We start from the raw sequence: 15,689 nt of genomic DNA, 5'->3' as shown, positions 1-15,689 counted from the left end.
CGCCATTTTAACTTTTATAAAAGAGTAAAACGAATTAAACTCTTCCTTGAAGCATGAACGCAATAACCGCACCCATGATAGGAATCGCCTCAACGATACCTACACCGATGAACATTGTTGTTTGAAGCATACCACGAGCTTCCGGTTGACGAGCCATACCTTCAACTGTTTTTGAAACGATCATACCGTTACCTAGACCTGCTCCTAGAGCTGATAAACCAATTGCGATTGCTGCTGCTAATGCATACATTAAGAAATTCCTCCTTGTTTTTAAAAAAATATATATTGGTCTGTCCTATTATGAACAGGTTTATATTAATGGTCTGAACTCACTTTGTGTGAGATATAAACCATTGTTAACATCGTGAAAATAAAAGCTTGTAATGCTCCTACGAAAATACTAAATCCTTGCCATACCATTAGTGGAATAAATCCACCAACCCATCCTACTGCACTTGTTGCTGCCATAGCTGCCAGCAAACTTATCAAAACTTCACCCGCGTATATGTTTCCGTATAAACGAAGACCTAAACTGATGGTGTTTGCAAATTCTTCAATGATTTTGAAAGGAAACATAAATCCTACTGGCCTAAAATAATCGCGGCCATATTCTTTTGCACCCTTCATTTTGACACCGTAATAATGTGATAAGCCAATAACCATTGCTGATAATGTTAATGTAATGACTGGATCGGCTGTCGGTGATTTCCACCAAAGATCGTTTCCAACTAGAAAGAAAAACGGCAAGCCTAGCATATTGGAAACAAATATGAACATTAATAGTGTGATACCAAGCAGATGGAAGTTTCCACCCGTTTTCCAGTCCATATTGCTTTTGACGATCCCTTTTACAAAGTCCATGATCCATTCCATAAAGTTTTGCATGCCTGTTGGTTTTACTTTTAAGTTTCTAGTAGAAAGGACCGCTATAATAATGACGATGATGCATGCAACAGTAATCATTAACATATTTGACTTGTTAAACCACAGTCCGGCTATTTTTACTAATGGTGCTTCGTGACCCAATCGTGTTCACCTCACTTATTTCTAGGTTTCATTACTTTTTGGTAAAAAAAATCTATTATAATGACTGCATAAGCTGTCATCACACCTATAATCACGCTTACAAGGTGAAAATACTGCGGATATCTGCCTGCTATATAGACGGCTAAAATAACAATAGCCATTCTAACAAGTGTTCCGATAGAGTAAACCTTTTTTCCGGATGTGACTGCTTCACCAAGCCGATTGGTCTTCCTTGCTAAGTACCAGTGATTGAAAAGACTAACTGATGTGCCAAGAATTAACCCCATAAAAATTGACTTATATTCAGTAAAACCCCATCCCAATACATAAATCGACAACAGATATAATATGTATTTACAATGTCTGTAGAATAATTGCTGGAGTTCCGGCATTCTTTTTTTATCCCCTTGAAAAGAAATGTCGAACTTGGAGGATCCGCCAAATTTCGCGGCTTAGCATCGTGGAAGTTCGATGATCTAAACTAATACTAACTTTATCCATTAGCATGTGTGCACGCATGCTTGGAATCGTTATTATTAGTGGGAATAACCATAATAGCCATACCCTTTGTTAGCATACAATAGCCCCAAACATTAGTCAACGAGTTTTCAATTAATTTAGTATAAAGAATGTCAAGTAAGTTCACAAAATCCTCAATTAAAAAATTTCCTCCAATTGCGACTATTTTTGACAATCTTATGTTGAAATGAACATATTTGAAAGAGACGGAATTATCATGATCCCGTCTCTTTTTTTGTGTGGAGCTTGTAAAAAGTTTTGTCTAGCATGAATGAGGGTAATCTCAATAAATGATTCCTCAAATTGTCATCTAATTTGCTTATTTAGTCCCAAATAAACGGTCTCCCGCATCACCAAGACCAGGAACGATATAGCCTTTTTCGTTGAGTTTCTCGTCTAGCCCTGCGATATATATATCGACATCCGGATGCTCTTTCTGCATTACCTCTACTCCTTCAGGAGCTGCGATAAGACACATGAATTTAATATTTTTAGCACCACGTTTTTTTAGTGAATCAATCGCCGCAACTGCAGATCCACCCGTCGCAAGCATCGGATCGACTAGGATAAAATCTCGTTCCTCAACATCGCTTGGAAGTTTTACGTAATATTCAACTGGCTTTAATGTTTCGGGATCACGATATAAACCGATATGACCTACCTTCGCAGCAGGAAGCAAATTTAGTATACCATCTACCATCCCAATTCCAGCTCGTAGAATAGGAACGATTCCTAGTTTTTTCCCAGCCAACACTTTAGACTTTGCGGAAGCAACAGGTGTTTCTACTTCTACCTCTTGAAGTGTCATATCTCTAGTAATTTCAAACATCATTAATGTAGCAACTTCATCTACAAGTTCACGGAATTCCTTCGTACCCGTGTTTTTGTCTCGTATATATGTAATTTTGTGTTGAATGAGAGGATGATCGAATACATATACTTTTGCCATGATTTCGCTCCTTTTCCTAATTCCGCTTCGATATCCGGCGGATTTTTTGTCTGCAAAATAACTTTATCTACATTATTTTACAGAATAAAAAGATGTTCAGCAAGGATAAAAAAGATGATATTAGTGAGATAGAGAAAGTTGTAACATTTTGAACAATCTTTATAGATTGAAGGGGTGATTCGAACTCAATTCTTCGTTCTCTATTATTTCAGTACGAAATGATAATATGAATTGGGAATTTGACAATAAAAAAATCGCCTCCATCAATAGAAGGCGATTTTCATGTTATTCATATAATGGGAATTTTCCAGTTAAAGCTTCGACACGAGCACGTGCTTCGTCAAGTTTAGCTTCATCGTCATGATTTTTTAATACGAATCCGATAAGGGATGCAATTTCATCCATTTCTTCTGAGCCAAATCCTCTTGACGTTACGGCAGGTGTACCGATACGAATTCCACTTGTCGTAAATGGACCTTCTGGATCGTACGGAATTGTGTTTTTGTTAACTGTGATGCCAACGTCATCCAATACTTTTTCTGCGACTTTTCCTGTTAGTCCGATTGAACGAAGATCGAGCAGCAATAAATGATTGTCTGTTCCGTCTGAAACAAGGTCAAGTCCTTCTTTTTTCAACGACTCTCCTAGACGTTCAGCATTATCCATAACGTTTTGAATATACGTTTTAAAGTCTTCGCTTTGTGCTTCACCGAAAGCAACTGCTTTTGCAGCAATGACGTGCATTAACGGGCCACCTTGAAGACCTGGGAAAACGGATTTATCGATTTTCTTCGCGAATTCTTCTTTACAAAGCACCATTCCTCCGCGAGGACCGCGCAATGTTTTATGAGTAGTCGTTGTTACGAAATCAGCATAAGGAACTGGATTTGGATGTAAGCCGACAGCGACAAGACCGGCGATGTGGGCCATATCCACCATTAAATAAGCTCCAACTTCATCCGCAATTTCACGGAACTTTTTAAAATCAATGACTCGAGGATAAGCACTCGCACCCGCTACGATAAGCTTCGGCTTATGTTCGATCGCCTTTTGGCGGACATCCTCGTAATTAATGCGATGATCTTTTTCATCGACTCCATATTCTACGAAATTGTATTGGACTCCACTAAAATTAACAGGACTCCCATGTGTCAAATGCCCACCGTGGGATAAATTCATTCCAAGAACGGTATCCCCTTGCTCAAGAACAGTGAAGTATACGGCCATATTTGCCTGGGCTCCGGAATGAGGCTGTACGTTGGCATGTTCTGCTCCGAATATTTCTTTCGCACGATCACGTGCAAGGTCTTCGGCAACATCCACATATTCACAACCGCCGTAATAACGACGTCCCGGATAACCTTCTGCATATTTATTCGTTAATACAGATCCTTGTGCTTCCATTACTGCAGAGCTCACAAAGTTTTCAGACGCGATCAACTCAATTTTCGTCCGCTGGCGTTTTAATTCATTTTGAATCGCTTTGTACACTTGCGGATCTTGTTGTGCAATTGTGCTCATTTCGCTCCCCCTCATCATGTTAAAAATAATGGTCGTTAATAAATTCTTTTCCATTTTACCATGGAAAAGTGGTCATGCCAAACGATTTTTCATATTTTATAGGCATTTCCTGAACATTTAACTGAACATCAGCATTGAATGTTCAGTTTTTCCGCTTCGTATATTGCTCTTGCTCCACCTATTAATTTCGGACGAGACGTGGCAATCGTAATATGCGCGTTCCCTAATTGTTTCTGTTTTACACGAATGGGGACTGCAACATGTTTTAGATGCATACCGATAAAAGTGTCGCCGATGTCAATTCCAGCATCTGCTTTAATAAATTCAACTACGACAGGTTCTTTAAACTGATTATAAGCGTATGTTGCCATTGACCCTCCTGCGTTTGGAGCAGGGATGACTGAAACCTGTTCGAGACCTTTTTCAATTGCTGTTTGCGTTTCAACGACAAGCGCGCGGTTTAAATGTTCGCAGCATTGAAATGCTAAATGGAAACCTAATTCGTCTGCATATTTTTTCAGCTCTGAAAAAATGACTTCTGCTGCTTCCATCGTTCCAGACGTACCGATGTTTTTCCCTGCCACTTCTGAGGTAGAGCAGCCTATGACTAAAGTTTTTCCAGTATGAAGTTGTAAGGAATGACGACTTTCTTGAATGATCGCCTTCATTTCTTCACGCCATTTTTCTAAAGGTAATGTCAAAATCCTCATCTCCTTTACTATCGATATTGAATAAAATCCGGAACTCGAATGACGGTCCGGATTTTGCACTTGTTCGGATTATAAATTAAAGAGAGTTTCCGTCTAGATCAGCGACTAGCAGACGCCCCAACTTTTGAATTTATTTTCCCTCGTACTCTGCAATTTTTCCAATACGTGTTTGGTGACGTCCGCCTTCAAACTCGGTTTGCAGCCAAGTCTCGGCGATCTCACGCGCCAGTCCTGCCCCTATGACTCGTTCTCCCATTGCTAAAACATTGCTATCATTATGAAGGCGTGTCATTCTAGCGCTAAAAACATCATGGACAAGTGCGCAGCGAATGCCTTTTACTTTATTCGCAGAAATACTCATGCCGATGCCAGTGCCACAAATCAATATTCCTCGATCAAATTCACCTTTTGCGACCTTTTCTGCTACTGGTACTGCATAATCTGGATAATCTACTGAATCCGCACAGTCACAACCAAAATCTTCATACTCTATTTTTAGCTCTTCAAGCAATTGTCTAATTTCTTCACGAATTTGAATACCACCGTGATCCGATGCCAACGCAACCTTCATGTTAAAAAGTCCTCCCTATTCATGATGTCCCTATTATAATGTGAAACGGGAGATAGTGTCTTTTAATTTGCCGGCTTGCTCCCGTAATTGTTCTGCGAGTTGGTCGATTTCTTCCATATCTTCCGCTTGTTTTTTTGATTGTTTCGCTACTTCTTCCGCACCCGCTGATGTCTCTTCCGCAATCGCGGCTACTTCTTGAGCCTGTGCAGATGTGACGCTGACACTTTCCATTTGACGATCGACGAGATCTGATATGTTTGTAACACTAGATGCCGTTTCATGAATCGTTTTTGTCATTGCCGTAATAGCTGCATTCGTTTGTGTACCTTTCTTCACTTCTTCATTTACGGATGCAACTTGTACAGAAATTTGCTTCACAACACTTCCAACTTCTGTTTGGATGTTTTGAATAAGATCCGATATTCCTTGAACTGCTTTTGCACTTTCATCAGCTAGTTTCCTAACTTCTTCCGCAACAACCGCAAAGCCTTTTCCATGTTCACCGGCTCTTGCCGCTTCAATCGACGCATTCAATGCTAGCAAGTTTGTTTGATTAGCGATATCTCCGACTAGTTGGATGATTTGCTCGACCTTCGTAGCATTTTCTTCTAACCTATGTGCTGCTTCCAACGATTGATTATTCCCAATCGCCAGTTTCTCAATTCCACTAACAAGGGATTCAACGACTTGGTGGCTATTGTGCAACTCATCTAGCATTGTTTTCGTTATATTCTCTGATTCCCGTGCCATCGACTGGACTTTATGCGCAATTTGCGTAATATCATCTACAGATTCTGCGGTTGCCTGGATGGCAGCAGCTGAACTTTCCGCACCTGAGGAGATTTCCGATATTGTATGTGCCGCATTTTCTGCTTCTTCAGCGGCTTTTACTGATTTTTTAGAAATTGAAATGACATTTTCATTCGTTTTATTAAAATTGTCTTCGATTTGAAAAACCATTTCTCTAAAATTATGAAGCATTCCATTAAATGCTTTTCCGAGCGAATTAATCTCGTCATCTCTTCCATAGATTTTTACATCCGTACTTATATCCCCTTCTCCAACTTTAACGGCTGCCTGTTCTAGTCTTTGAAGTGGTTTCGTAATAAAAAATGCACCGAAGTAAGTTAAAATTCCAGACCAAATAATCCCTAGCAACAACGTACCAAGTGTGAACATCACTTCACTCATGTATTCATCTACAAAAGGATAAATAAAATAAAGAAAGAAGGCACTAGTTGAAAAAGTAATCGTTGCTACCGACGTAATAAAGACGACTAGTTTTTTCTGTAAGCCAAATTTGTATTTGCGTTCTTTTGCCATAATTTTCACCTGTCCAGTTCTCTAATTGTATAAATTTTTACGATGTTATTCATTTTCAAAAATACGGTTGATTAAATCCTCTAATTCGCTAAAAGTTGAACGATACACATTTATATCACCGCCGTAAGGATCCATTACATCCAAATCACGTCCGGGACCATATATGTATTCTTTCAATGTATATATTTTATCGGCAGAACCTGGATAATTGTTTAGCAGCATATTTTTATGAGATGTTGTCATTGTCAATATTAAATAAGCCCATTGCAAATCATTTTCCGTAAGCTGTTTGGATTGATGGTTAATCTGTATGTCGTTTTCTTTTAACACATGAATCGTATTCATAGCCGCCTGTTCACCTTCAGAAGCAAACATACCAACCGACTTAGCTTCACCTTTTCCAATCCACTTATGATTAAAAATTGCTTCTGCCATCGGGCTTCTGCAAGTATTTCCCGTACAAATAAAAAGAACGTTCACATTAACTACCACCTTTTTCGCACATTTAAGTATAAAGGACTACTTGAATATAGAGAAAATTATGGCATACTTTCAGAAAAGCGCAAGTGCCTTGTGATCAATGAATAGAAGTACAGGATGTGGGTCATCGCATTCGCCACAGAACTGTCGGTATTAGCTGTCGTTCATTTTTTTGACATTGAACCTGTGATGAAGGTAACACGACGAGGCGGGAAAAGCGGATGTTGCTTGAAGGAAAGCGCAACGTTGGGCTATCGTTTCGTCCGTTTATGTCGCTGGCTTTCCTGACTAATGTAGATTGACATGAAAAATCTATAGCAATTTACTAAAATGAGTAGAAATGAAGTTTGCCAGTCGAGGCTTTGAACTAATATAAACAAAAAAAAGACAGCCCTCTATAAAGAAAAGCCGCCTTTCTTGACTTTATTCAATATGGAAATTGAAGTAACAGCTTAAGACCAAATGCGATCAAAATTATTCCTCCAAGAAGTTCTCCATAGATACCGAGTAAATTTTGCACTTTACGCCCTAATAACAATCCGCTCCACGTTAGGAATACGGCAACGAGTCCAAAACACAAAGCGGTTATCGCCGCTCTTACACCAAACATACCTAAACTAATTCCAGCAGAAAAACTATCCACACTCAAAAGGAGCGAGAAAATAAGGATTCCCCCGCCTACTGGCAATATAAAGGTTTGCTGGTCATTCCTGAAACAAAATATGATCATTTGCAAACCAAGAATAACGAGTAGAATTCCGCCAATATTACCTGTTATTTTCCCAAAGGTATCTGTTAATAAATGGCCGGCTAAAACTCCAATCAATGGCATGACGACATGAAAGATGCCTACAGAAATTCCAATTATAAAGATTTGTTTTAATCTTAGCTTATATATTCCCATGCCGAGGGAGACAGAGAAGGCGTCCATCCCAACTGCAAATGCCATGATTAATAATGTGATGATTTCTGGAAGCACTGTCTATCTTCCCCTTTCCCCATTGGACTTGCCTATAGGGAACATATGCGATTAAAAAAGGGATTAGACTATTTTTTTAAGGAGAAGCTGTTTGACGAATCCAATTGTGGCCGGACGCTTTATCTAGCCGGTTCATAATGGCTGCACCTACACCTGTTTCCGGAAATGTCTCCGAGAAAATGATATCCAGTTCAGCTTCATCGAAAGCACGGAGAGCATGGTAAAGGGAGTGAGCAATTTCACTTAAGTTATTTTTACTGCCACTATCAAGAATCATATCAGCATCATAATAAGACGCTGTTTCGGATGATGCCATAACTCCTACTTTTAAACCTTGATTTCGCTTTTCATTTATTAAGGTCTGAAGCCATTTCGGTTCACCTTCTGCTAAAAATAAAGGAGCTGCAGGTGCGTAATGCTTATATTTCATGCCTGGTGATTTTGGTTTTAATTTTTGATTTTTTAAGCTCGAATCCGCATCAACTTGATTGATGATCGATTCAATCTCTTCCTTTGAAACACCGCCTGGTCTTAAAATAATTGGAGTCGTTCCAGTGCAATCAATGACTGTTGATTCAACCCCAACGCCTGTTGACCCTCCGTCTAAAATACCAGCAACTTTTCCCAGCAAATCATTCGCTACATGTTCAGCAGCTGTCGGACTTGGTTTTCCCGATCGATTTGCGCTTGGAGCCGCGATCGGTAGATTTGATTCTTCAATAAGAGCTAGGGCAACCGGATGGTCCGGCATTCGAACCGCTACCGTATCAAGCCCAGCCGTCACTAGTTCAGAAACAGCCCCTTGTTTTTTTTGAAAAATGATCGTTAATGGTCCCGGCCAAAAATGATCCATTAATTTTTTCGCTTTTTCCGGAATAGAGGCAACCATGTTCTGCAGCTGACTTGTGGATGAAATGTGGACAATCAATGGGTTGTCTGCTGGTCTTCCCTTTGCCGCAAAGATTTTCGCTACTGCCTCATCCGATTTAGCATTAGCCCCCAGCCCATACACTGTTTCTGTCGGAAAAGCGACTACTTCGTTTTTAAGTAATAGAGCAGCTGCCTCCTCGATCTGTGGATAACTTTTACTTTTATCCACATCTTTATCCACGGACCATCTTTCTGTTTTCATTTATATTGCCTCTTTCCTATTTGTTGATATTATTTATTTTTTTACGAGTTTTGCAGAAAACAAGGAACAAGTTATGCACATAATGTGGATAATTAAGATTATCCAGTGGATAACTCCTGTGATTTATGTGTATAACTTGCGTTTATAGTGTGATTAAAATAATTTATTAAATAATTCTACTACAAAAAATTTCACTTCTACTTTATTTTCCTCGTCTTTTACAAACGTTGGTGGCTCTTCTGGGGATTGTTTCTCCGATTGTTCAGGATCATTATCCACAGTTTTGTCCACATTTATGGTTTCCACTTTGTTTGTTTCGATATCTTTATTAACATTTTGTATGTTGGTTTCTGGATTGGTTTTCGGATCAGTATCAGAATTAGTATCGGAGTCAGTTTTTGAATGAGTTTCTGACTTAGTATCTGTCTTAGTTTCCGTTTCTGCATCTTCCTCAAAACCAGGGCTTACTGCCAAACTATTAGAAAAGTCCAGAAAGCAAAGCGGTGGAAACAGAACACACCACCAATTGGCCCCCTTTCCTTCGCCCAGTGTGATTAAAATAGCTTCGTAAGTGCCCGCAGGATAAAGATATTGGCCATATAATTTTGTAGGAAACTGAACATTGTCGAATTCTACTTTTACAGAATAGTCAAGATTACGTGCAGCCAATTCCTTTTTTGCGATTTGTTCCACTTCTTCTAGTTGGGAAGTAATAGTAGATCTTGCCGCATCAATAGACGTTAAATCTTGCACCCAAGTTGTAATTTCTTTATTCACTTCATCGCGAATCGCTCTTTTTACTTCCTGATCTTTTTCCCCATCACTATTAGCCAATATTCTAAGGCGAATTGCCTCCCCCGGAATAACAAAAGGGTCTGACGCCATGGCCATTTCCTGTTTTGGTATGGCCAAACTTGCTACTGTTGCAAAAACGAGAATCACTATATATACCCAAGCTATATTTTTTTGATAGAATCTATGTTTCATATATTCATTCATCATATCCATCTGCCCCCTCTAACAGGCATTATGGACAAGACAATAGAATTCTAAACATGGATAGTTCAAGTCAATGCGCCTGGAATCTTGTGAAAGGCGCGATTGTTGTCCGGTTAAACTGATTAAAGTGCCCCTGACCTTGGGATAGAAGGCTTTGCTGTCCGATTGAAGAATTCATCGTGACCTTTCTACCGAATTGAATACGGACTTGGGCACTTTGATGAAACGGTCATCGTGACCTTTAAGCTACGTATTTCATATTTAGGGTCACAATGCGGTGCTCACTCCTCGATACAACAGGTCCTTATCAGTACGATTCGGTCTTTTCCATTTATATCGAGGATAATTTCGGTCTTACCGTGCGGGAAAGCTTTTTTCATTAAGTCAGCAACCGCCTCACCTTGGCCAGCACCGATTTCAAAAGCGATGAGTGCTTTTTCACTAGTCATTTTTGGCAGATCACTGGCGAATCTCCTGTAAAAATCGAGGCCATCAATACCACCAAACAAGGCGTTATGTGGTTCGTGATCACGAACTACTTCAGATAAATTGGTTTTTTCCTCATTTGGAATATAAGGCGGATTTGAGAGAATGACATCCCATTTTTCGTTTAAAAAAGGTTCAAGTAAATCTCCATGCCGAAAATCTATTTCCGCCTCAAGAGCCTCAGCGTTTTTCTGGGCAATTTTTAAAGCTGCTTCAGAAATATCCGAAGCGGACACCGCAAGCTCAGGTCGTTCAAGCTTCATCGTAACAGCAATCGCTCCACTGCCTGTCCCGATATCTACGCATTTCAGCTTAGATGAATTACTAAAATAGGAATCCACCTTCTCTAGGACGGCCACAATTAATTCCTCTGTTTCCGGTCGTGGAATTAGTACATTCTCGTTCACGATGAACTTTCTTCCGTAAAATTCCTCGTACCCAATGATATGTTGGATTGGACGACCGGAAACATGTTCCTTAACCGCCTCGACGAATCGGGCGTATTCAAGTTCAGGCATTTCCATTCTTAGTTCAGCCAATAACCGAGCACGAGTTTCTCCCATTATCCACATTAATAAAAGCTCGCCTGCATTTTCATCTCGGTCATGCTCTTTTAAAAAAGAAGAAGCCCAATTGAGGGCTTCGTACACTTTTTTGTGCATCATTATTCTTCCACGCTCTCAAGTTTTTTGGACTGATCCTCAATGACTAAAGTATCAATCACTTCGTCGAGCTTGCCTTCTAGAATTTGATCAAGCTTTTGAATTGTTAAGCCAATTCGATGATCGGTTACACGATTTTGTGGGAAATTGTACGTGCGTATTCGTTCGGAACGATCACCGGTTCCAACAGCAGATTTACGGTTCGCATCGTATTCTGCTTGCGCTTCCTGTTGAAACAGATCGTATACACGAGCACGCAAAACCTTCATTGCTTTTTCTTTATTTTTAATCTGAGATTTTTCATCTTGGCATGACACAACAACACCAGTTGGGATATGCGTTAAGCGAACGGCTGACATTGTCGTATTAACGCTTTGTCCACCAGGACCGCTAGAAGCAAATGTATCCACTCGGATATCTTTATCATGAATATCCACTTCTACTTCCTCTGCCTCTGGAAGAACGGCAACTGTCGCTGTCGATGTATGAATTCTGCCTCCGGATTCTGTTTCAGGAACACGCTGAACACGGTGAGCGCCATTTTCATACTTCAACTTGGAGTATGCACCATTTCCATTGATCATAAAAATAATTTCCTTATAGCCGCCAAGTCCAGTCGAATGGGCTTCGATTACATCTGTTTTCCAGTTATGCGCTTCTGCAAATCGGCTGTACATTCGGTATAAATCACCGGCAAATAATGCAGCTTCATCGCCACCCGCTGCACCACGAATTTCCATAATGACGTTTTTATCATCATTCGGATCTTTCGGGACAAGCAGAATTTTTAGTCGAGCTTCTAAATCTTTAAGCTGGTCTTCAAGTTCGCCGATTTCCTCTTTTACCATTTCGCGCATATCAGCATCGAGCTTATCCTCTAGCATCTCTTTCGCTTCTTTATATTGATTTTGAGCATTTTTATATTCACGATAAACTTCAACAGTTTCCGCAATGGCTGATTGTTCCTTTGAATAATCCCTTAACTTCGTAGAGTCGCTGACAACAGCCGGGTCGCTTAAAAGTTCATTCAACCTTTCGTAGCGCTCCTCTACAGATTGTAATTTATCAAACATTTTTTTCACCTCATACTCGTTTGCATAAGTGCACTATTTTATAGTATAACGTTCACTTTAGCCAAAGCAAATATTTCTTGTAAAAAAGACGTTCTTATTTAATTTTTATTTTTTCAGAGCCTACAATCCAGGATGGATAGAAGGAAATTTCAAGCGAGATTGGGCCTTTGACAGAATGTAAGTTTTTTATGTTAATACCATGTTCATAAACGGGTGTTTTTTCATCGTCTATAATAGAAAAAAAACTGGATTCAGAAACCAATTCCTTTCCCTCATGATCCTTTGGCGTATTGAACATAACGTATGAAAATTCCTCTTCGGTTTGCATCTTAAAAATTAAGTCTTCTCCCGAAACCGTTACCTGTGGGTCAAACTGTCTTCCTTTTGGCTGTTTGATGATTTTTTCCTTTTCAATATCCACCACTAAATCAGCTTCTTCCTTATCCACCGCTTGAATTTTATTAAGAGCTAGATAAAGTTCCCTTGGTTCGTTGAAATAGTTGCTTTGTAGGTAAACAATGACTTCATTATCAGAAACACGTGAACCCGTAATTCCATTTTGGATTTTACTCCATGTTTCACCCTTTTCATCAACAAGACGCAAATCATCAAAGTTTAGAAGCTTTTTTGTATTTTTAGGATCCATTTTTACACGAAGTGCTACTCTTAGTGGATAGATTTCTGCATTAACAAAGCTTATTTTTTGACCTTGAATCGTTACATCCTTGTTGATGGCAAGTTTCTTTGCGGACTTCACTTCTTTTAGTGTAAAAGGCATATTGAAGGTCTCATAATATCCACTGGCCCCTACTTTTATTTCTAACTGAAATTCCCTTGCTTCATAAGGATCTTTAAAGAAATATTCAATCATTCCCTGATGGTCCGAGCTTTTTTCAGAGGTATGCGGTGCCTCAAAAGACGAAGTCGATTGATTTAATTCCTTTCCATCTACCCTTTTTAAATCTACTTTTTCAATCCACATCGATTCGTATTTTTTTCCTGGTTGTAACGTATAAAACAAAACCATTCCATTTTCATCCGCAATCACCCCATCAATGGTCAGCTTTACTCCATTTTTCTCCTCTGAAACACCGATTTCCTGGTAATATTCATTCGAGATTGCCGCAAGCATTCCTTTATCGTGAACAATCAATTCAACAATTCTATCCATTCCGGGAATGGCTGCGATATAGGAAGCAAATGCAGGGGAAATTCGAATGGATGTAAAAAATCCACTTAGAAAGATGATTGCTGCTGCACAGGCAAACATCCATTTTTTCACAGGCTTTTTACGCTTCCGCTTTGCTTTTTGAAAGCCCGACATAATGGCGGCATCTAATGCTTCTACAGGAATCGAAGCATCTTCAAACTTATTTTTAAAATCAGCTAGTTTTTTCTCTTCATGTTCAAACACTTGAGTCCGCTCCTTTCTCTGCCAAGATGTCTCGCAGCTGCTTCAAAGCCTTGTGTAGCCACGTTTTGATTGTTCCTTCTGGACATTGCATCGCTTCGGCAATTTCTTTTATTTTCATATCATTAAAGTATTTTAGCGTTAATAATTCACGAGACCGTTCATCCAGTTTTAACATGGCATCCTTCATTTCAAGCTCGCTGAAATTTTCTGATACCGACAAGGTCTCGATTACTTCATCATCAACCACGTGACGTTTCTTCATTTTCAACTGATCATTGCAATAATTGATCATAATTCGAACCAACCATGTTTTTATAAAATTTGCATTCCGTAATGTGCGTATATTTTTATAAGCACGAAACGTCACTTCCTGAATGGCTTCCAATGCCTCACCTTCATTTTTTAAAAAAGCGAGCGCCGTTTTATACAAATCTACTTTAAATTCATTCATGATCTCTAAAAAAGCTTCGTCATTCCCTTTAATTGCCTTTTTCACAAGTTTTTCATCTATCACCGATATCCCCCTTCCTATATATTAGACATAGTAGCGGTAGAAAAGTTTTTATGAAAATAAAAATAGCCCTTGAAAAAATTCAAGGACTAACTTTATGTGTGCTCTATTTTCCGTTTTCAATAGCTTGTCGCAAATTTGCATTCATTCCGGCGGGCACTTCGTGATGATGTCTACATCTTGCTTCGTATGCTTCAGCAGCTCCGACTAAAATAATCGGATCTTCATAACATGCTGGTTCTCCATTTATCAGGCGTTGAGTTCTACTGGCAGGCGATCCGCAAACGGCACAAACGGCGTGCAGTTTTGTCACTTGTTCAGCAACAGCCATTAAATGAGGCATAGGACCAAATGGTTCACCACGAAAATCTTGATCCAGTCCTGCAATGATCACTCGATGTCCACTATCGGCAAGCTGCTGTGCAACTAAGATAATCCCATCATCAAAAAATTGAGCTTCATCAATTGCAACAACATCAATATCAGCATGAACAGCCTTTAATATATCAGCCGAATTTTGCACTGGTTGTGCATTCACAGCTGTTCCATTATGTGAAACAACCTCACTTATGCTATAACGGTTATCTAGTTGAGGTTTAAAAACCATGATGGTCTGCTTTGCGAATTGAGTTCTTCGGACTCGTCGTATCAATTCTTCCGATTTTCCTGAGAACATGCTTCCGCAAATGACTTCAATCCATCCCGTATGTTTGATGATATCCATGAGATGACGGCTCCTTTCAGGTTTTTCTTTTATATGAACGATATATGTATTAATTCGAGAGTTGGTATACATTAAGGTCGGATTATGCGAGAGTAATTTATTACTGAAGTATGAACTATTTACAAAAGTAAAAAAGCTAAACAAAGTAATGCTACAGGAGTTGGCGCACCTCATACGACATTTTAAAACATTACTCGAGAGATCGCGCGTATTTTACACGAGAGTATAACCCTATCGTATAGCTTTGCCCCATTTCAGGCAATAAAAAAACAGGCAAGCATTTCTTGCCCGTTTTTTTTGCTTTTAATGTCATTCTTACTTAAGACCGTATTTTTTATTGAAGCGGTCAACGCGTCCATCGGCAGTAGCGAATTTTTGACGACCTGTGTAGAATGGGTGGCATTCTGAGCAAATTTCAACGCGAACGTTTTCTTTTACAGAGCCGCTTTCAAATTCATTTCCGCATGCACATTTAACCATTACTTTTTTATATTCTGGATGAATTCCTGCTTTCATTACTTTCATCTCCTTATGCCCTGAATCATTTGCTGAAACAGAGTTATCTATCGTGATGCTTTTCGCATATTTTGCTTTAAAAACACATTTTTTA

General features: G+C 39.3%; 18 protein-coding genes and 1 pseudogene. All 19 read right to left on the bottom strand.

All coding sequences use genetic code 11. The features are described from left to right. Nucleotides 1-34: 34 nt before the first annotated feature. A complete protein-coding gene (gene atpE / locus KHA96_RS11335; protein ID WP_213098439.1) occupies nt 35-250 on the bottom strand; it encodes a F0F1 ATP synthase subunit C in 216 nt (71 codons plus the stop codon). 65 nt (nt 251-315) lie between these two features. Continuing rightward, nucleotides 316-1,026, bottom strand: a complete 711-nt coding sequence (atpB, locus tag KHA96_RS11330) for a F0F1 ATP synthase subunit A (RefSeq protein WP_213129393.1) — start codon at nt 1,024-1,026, stop codon at nt 316-318. 11 nt (nt 1,027-1,037) lie between these two features. Beyond that, complete coding sequence (locus KHA96_RS11325) at nt 1,038-1,418, bottom strand: ATP synthase subunit I (RefSeq protein WP_213129392.1); 381 nt, start codon at nt 1,416-1,418, stop codon at nt 1,038-1,040. A gap of 446 nt (nt 1,419-1,864) precedes the next feature. Further along, nucleotides 1,865-2,494 carry a uracil phosphoribosyltransferase gene (gene upp / locus KHA96_RS11320; RefSeq protein WP_213129391.1) on the bottom strand — a complete coding sequence of 210 codons (630 nt, stop codon included), beginning with the start codon at nt 2,492-2,494 and terminating at the stop codon, nt 1,865-1,867. Between the two features lie 285 nt (nt 2,495-2,779). Continuing rightward, nucleotides 2,780-4,015, bottom strand: a complete 1,236-nt coding sequence (gene glyA, locus KHA96_RS11315; RefSeq protein ID WP_213129390.1) for a serine hydroxymethyltransferase — start codon at nt 4,013-4,015, stop codon at nt 2,780-2,782. Nucleotides 4,016-4,143: 128 nt separating this feature from the next. Next, nucleotides 4,144-4,725: a TIGR01440 family protein gene (locus KHA96_RS11310; protein ID WP_213129389.1), complete on the bottom strand. Its 582-nt coding sequence runs from the start codon at nt 4,723-4,725 to the stop codon at nt 4,144-4,146. 130 nt (nt 4,726-4,855) lie between these two features. After that, nucleotides 4,856-5,296 (bottom strand): ribose 5-phosphate isomerase B, encoded by a 441-nt coding sequence (rpiB, locus tag KHA96_RS11305; RefSeq protein WP_213129388.1) that lies wholly within the window; start codon nt 5,294-5,296, stop codon nt 4,856-4,858. Between the two features lie 33 nt (nt 5,297-5,329). Then, a complete protein-coding gene (locus tag KHA96_RS11300; RefSeq protein WP_481748239.1) occupies nt 5,330-6,256 on the bottom strand; it encodes a methyl-accepting chemotaxis protein in 927 nt (308 codons plus the stop codon). Between the two features lie 15 nt (nt 6,257-6,271). After that, a pseudogene (locus KHA96_RS23520) lies at nt 6,272-6,475 on the bottom strand (HAMP domain-containing protein); the annotation flags it as partial. 189 nt (nt 6,476-6,664) lie between these two features. After that, entirely contained in the window at nt 6,665-7,099 is a 435-nt protein-coding gene (locus tag KHA96_RS11295; protein ID WP_213129386.1) for a low molecular weight protein arginine phosphatase, read from the bottom strand. Between the two features lie 427 nt (nt 7,100-7,526). Then, nucleotides 7,527-8,048, bottom strand: a complete 522-nt coding sequence (locus KHA96_RS11290) for a manganese efflux pump MntP (RefSeq protein WP_213129927.1) — start codon at nt 8,046-8,048, stop codon at nt 7,527-7,529. A 106-nt stretch (nt 8,049-8,154) separates the two neighbouring features. Beyond that, nucleotides 8,155-9,210 carry an L-threonylcarbamoyladenylate synthase gene (locus KHA96_RS11285; protein ID WP_213129385.1) on the bottom strand — a complete coding sequence of 352 codons (1,056 nt, stop codon included), beginning with the start codon at nt 9,208-9,210 and terminating at the stop codon, nt 8,155-8,157. A 153-nt stretch (nt 9,211-9,363) separates the two neighbouring features. After that, on the bottom strand, nt 9,364-10,212 hold the full coding sequence (gene spoIIR, locus KHA96_RS11280; RefSeq protein ID WP_349305735.1) for a stage II sporulation protein R: 849 nt from the start codon (nt 10,210-10,212) through the stop codon (nt 9,364-9,366). A 278-nt stretch (nt 10,213-10,490) separates the two neighbouring features. Further along, entirely contained in the window at nt 10,491-11,357 is an 867-nt protein-coding gene (prmC, locus tag KHA96_RS11275) for a peptide chain release factor N(5)-glutamine methyltransferase (protein ID WP_213129384.1), read from the bottom strand. A 2-nt stretch (nt 11,358-11,359) separates the two neighbouring features. Beyond that, on the bottom strand, nt 11,360-12,430 hold the full coding sequence (gene prfA, locus KHA96_RS11270) for a peptide chain release factor 1 (protein WP_213129383.1): 1,071 nt from the start codon (nt 12,428-12,430) through the stop codon (nt 11,360-11,362). Nucleotides 12,431-12,524: 94 nt separating this feature from the next. After that, nucleotides 12,525-13,844 carry a DUF5643 domain-containing protein gene (locus KHA96_RS11265; protein WP_213129382.1) on the bottom strand — a complete coding sequence of 440 codons (1,320 nt, stop codon included), beginning with the start codon at nt 13,842-13,844 and terminating at the stop codon, nt 12,525-12,527. Continuing rightward, nucleotides 13,837-14,358, bottom strand: a complete 522-nt coding sequence (locus KHA96_RS11260; RefSeq protein ID WP_213129381.1) for a sigma-70 family RNA polymerase sigma factor — start codon at nt 14,356-14,358, stop codon at nt 13,837-13,839. The genes KHA96_RS11265 and KHA96_RS11260 overlap by 8 nt, the downstream gene beginning before the upstream one ends. Before the next feature lie 103 nt (nt 14,359-14,461). Next, the gene (locus KHA96_RS11255; RefSeq protein WP_213129380.1) at nt 14,462-15,079 is read right to left on the bottom strand and encodes a thymidine kinase; all 618 of its coding nucleotides are present in this window, start codon (nt 15,077-15,079) and stop codon (nt 14,462-14,464) included. A 315-nt stretch (nt 15,080-15,394) separates the two neighbouring features. Then, nucleotides 15,395-15,595 (bottom strand): 50S ribosomal protein L31, encoded by a 201-nt coding sequence (gene rpmE, locus KHA96_RS11250; RefSeq protein WP_213129379.1) that lies wholly within the window; start codon nt 15,593-15,595, stop codon nt 15,395-15,397. Nucleotides 15,596-15,689 lie beyond the last annotated feature (94 nt).

The sequence above is a fragment of the Bacillus sp. FJAT-49711 genome, from assembly GCF_018343715.1.
Classification (GTDB): domain Bacteria; phylum Bacillota; class Bacilli; order Bacillales; family Bacillaceae_C; genus Lederbergia.
This window is presented reverse-complemented; position numbering and strand designations above follow the sequence as displayed.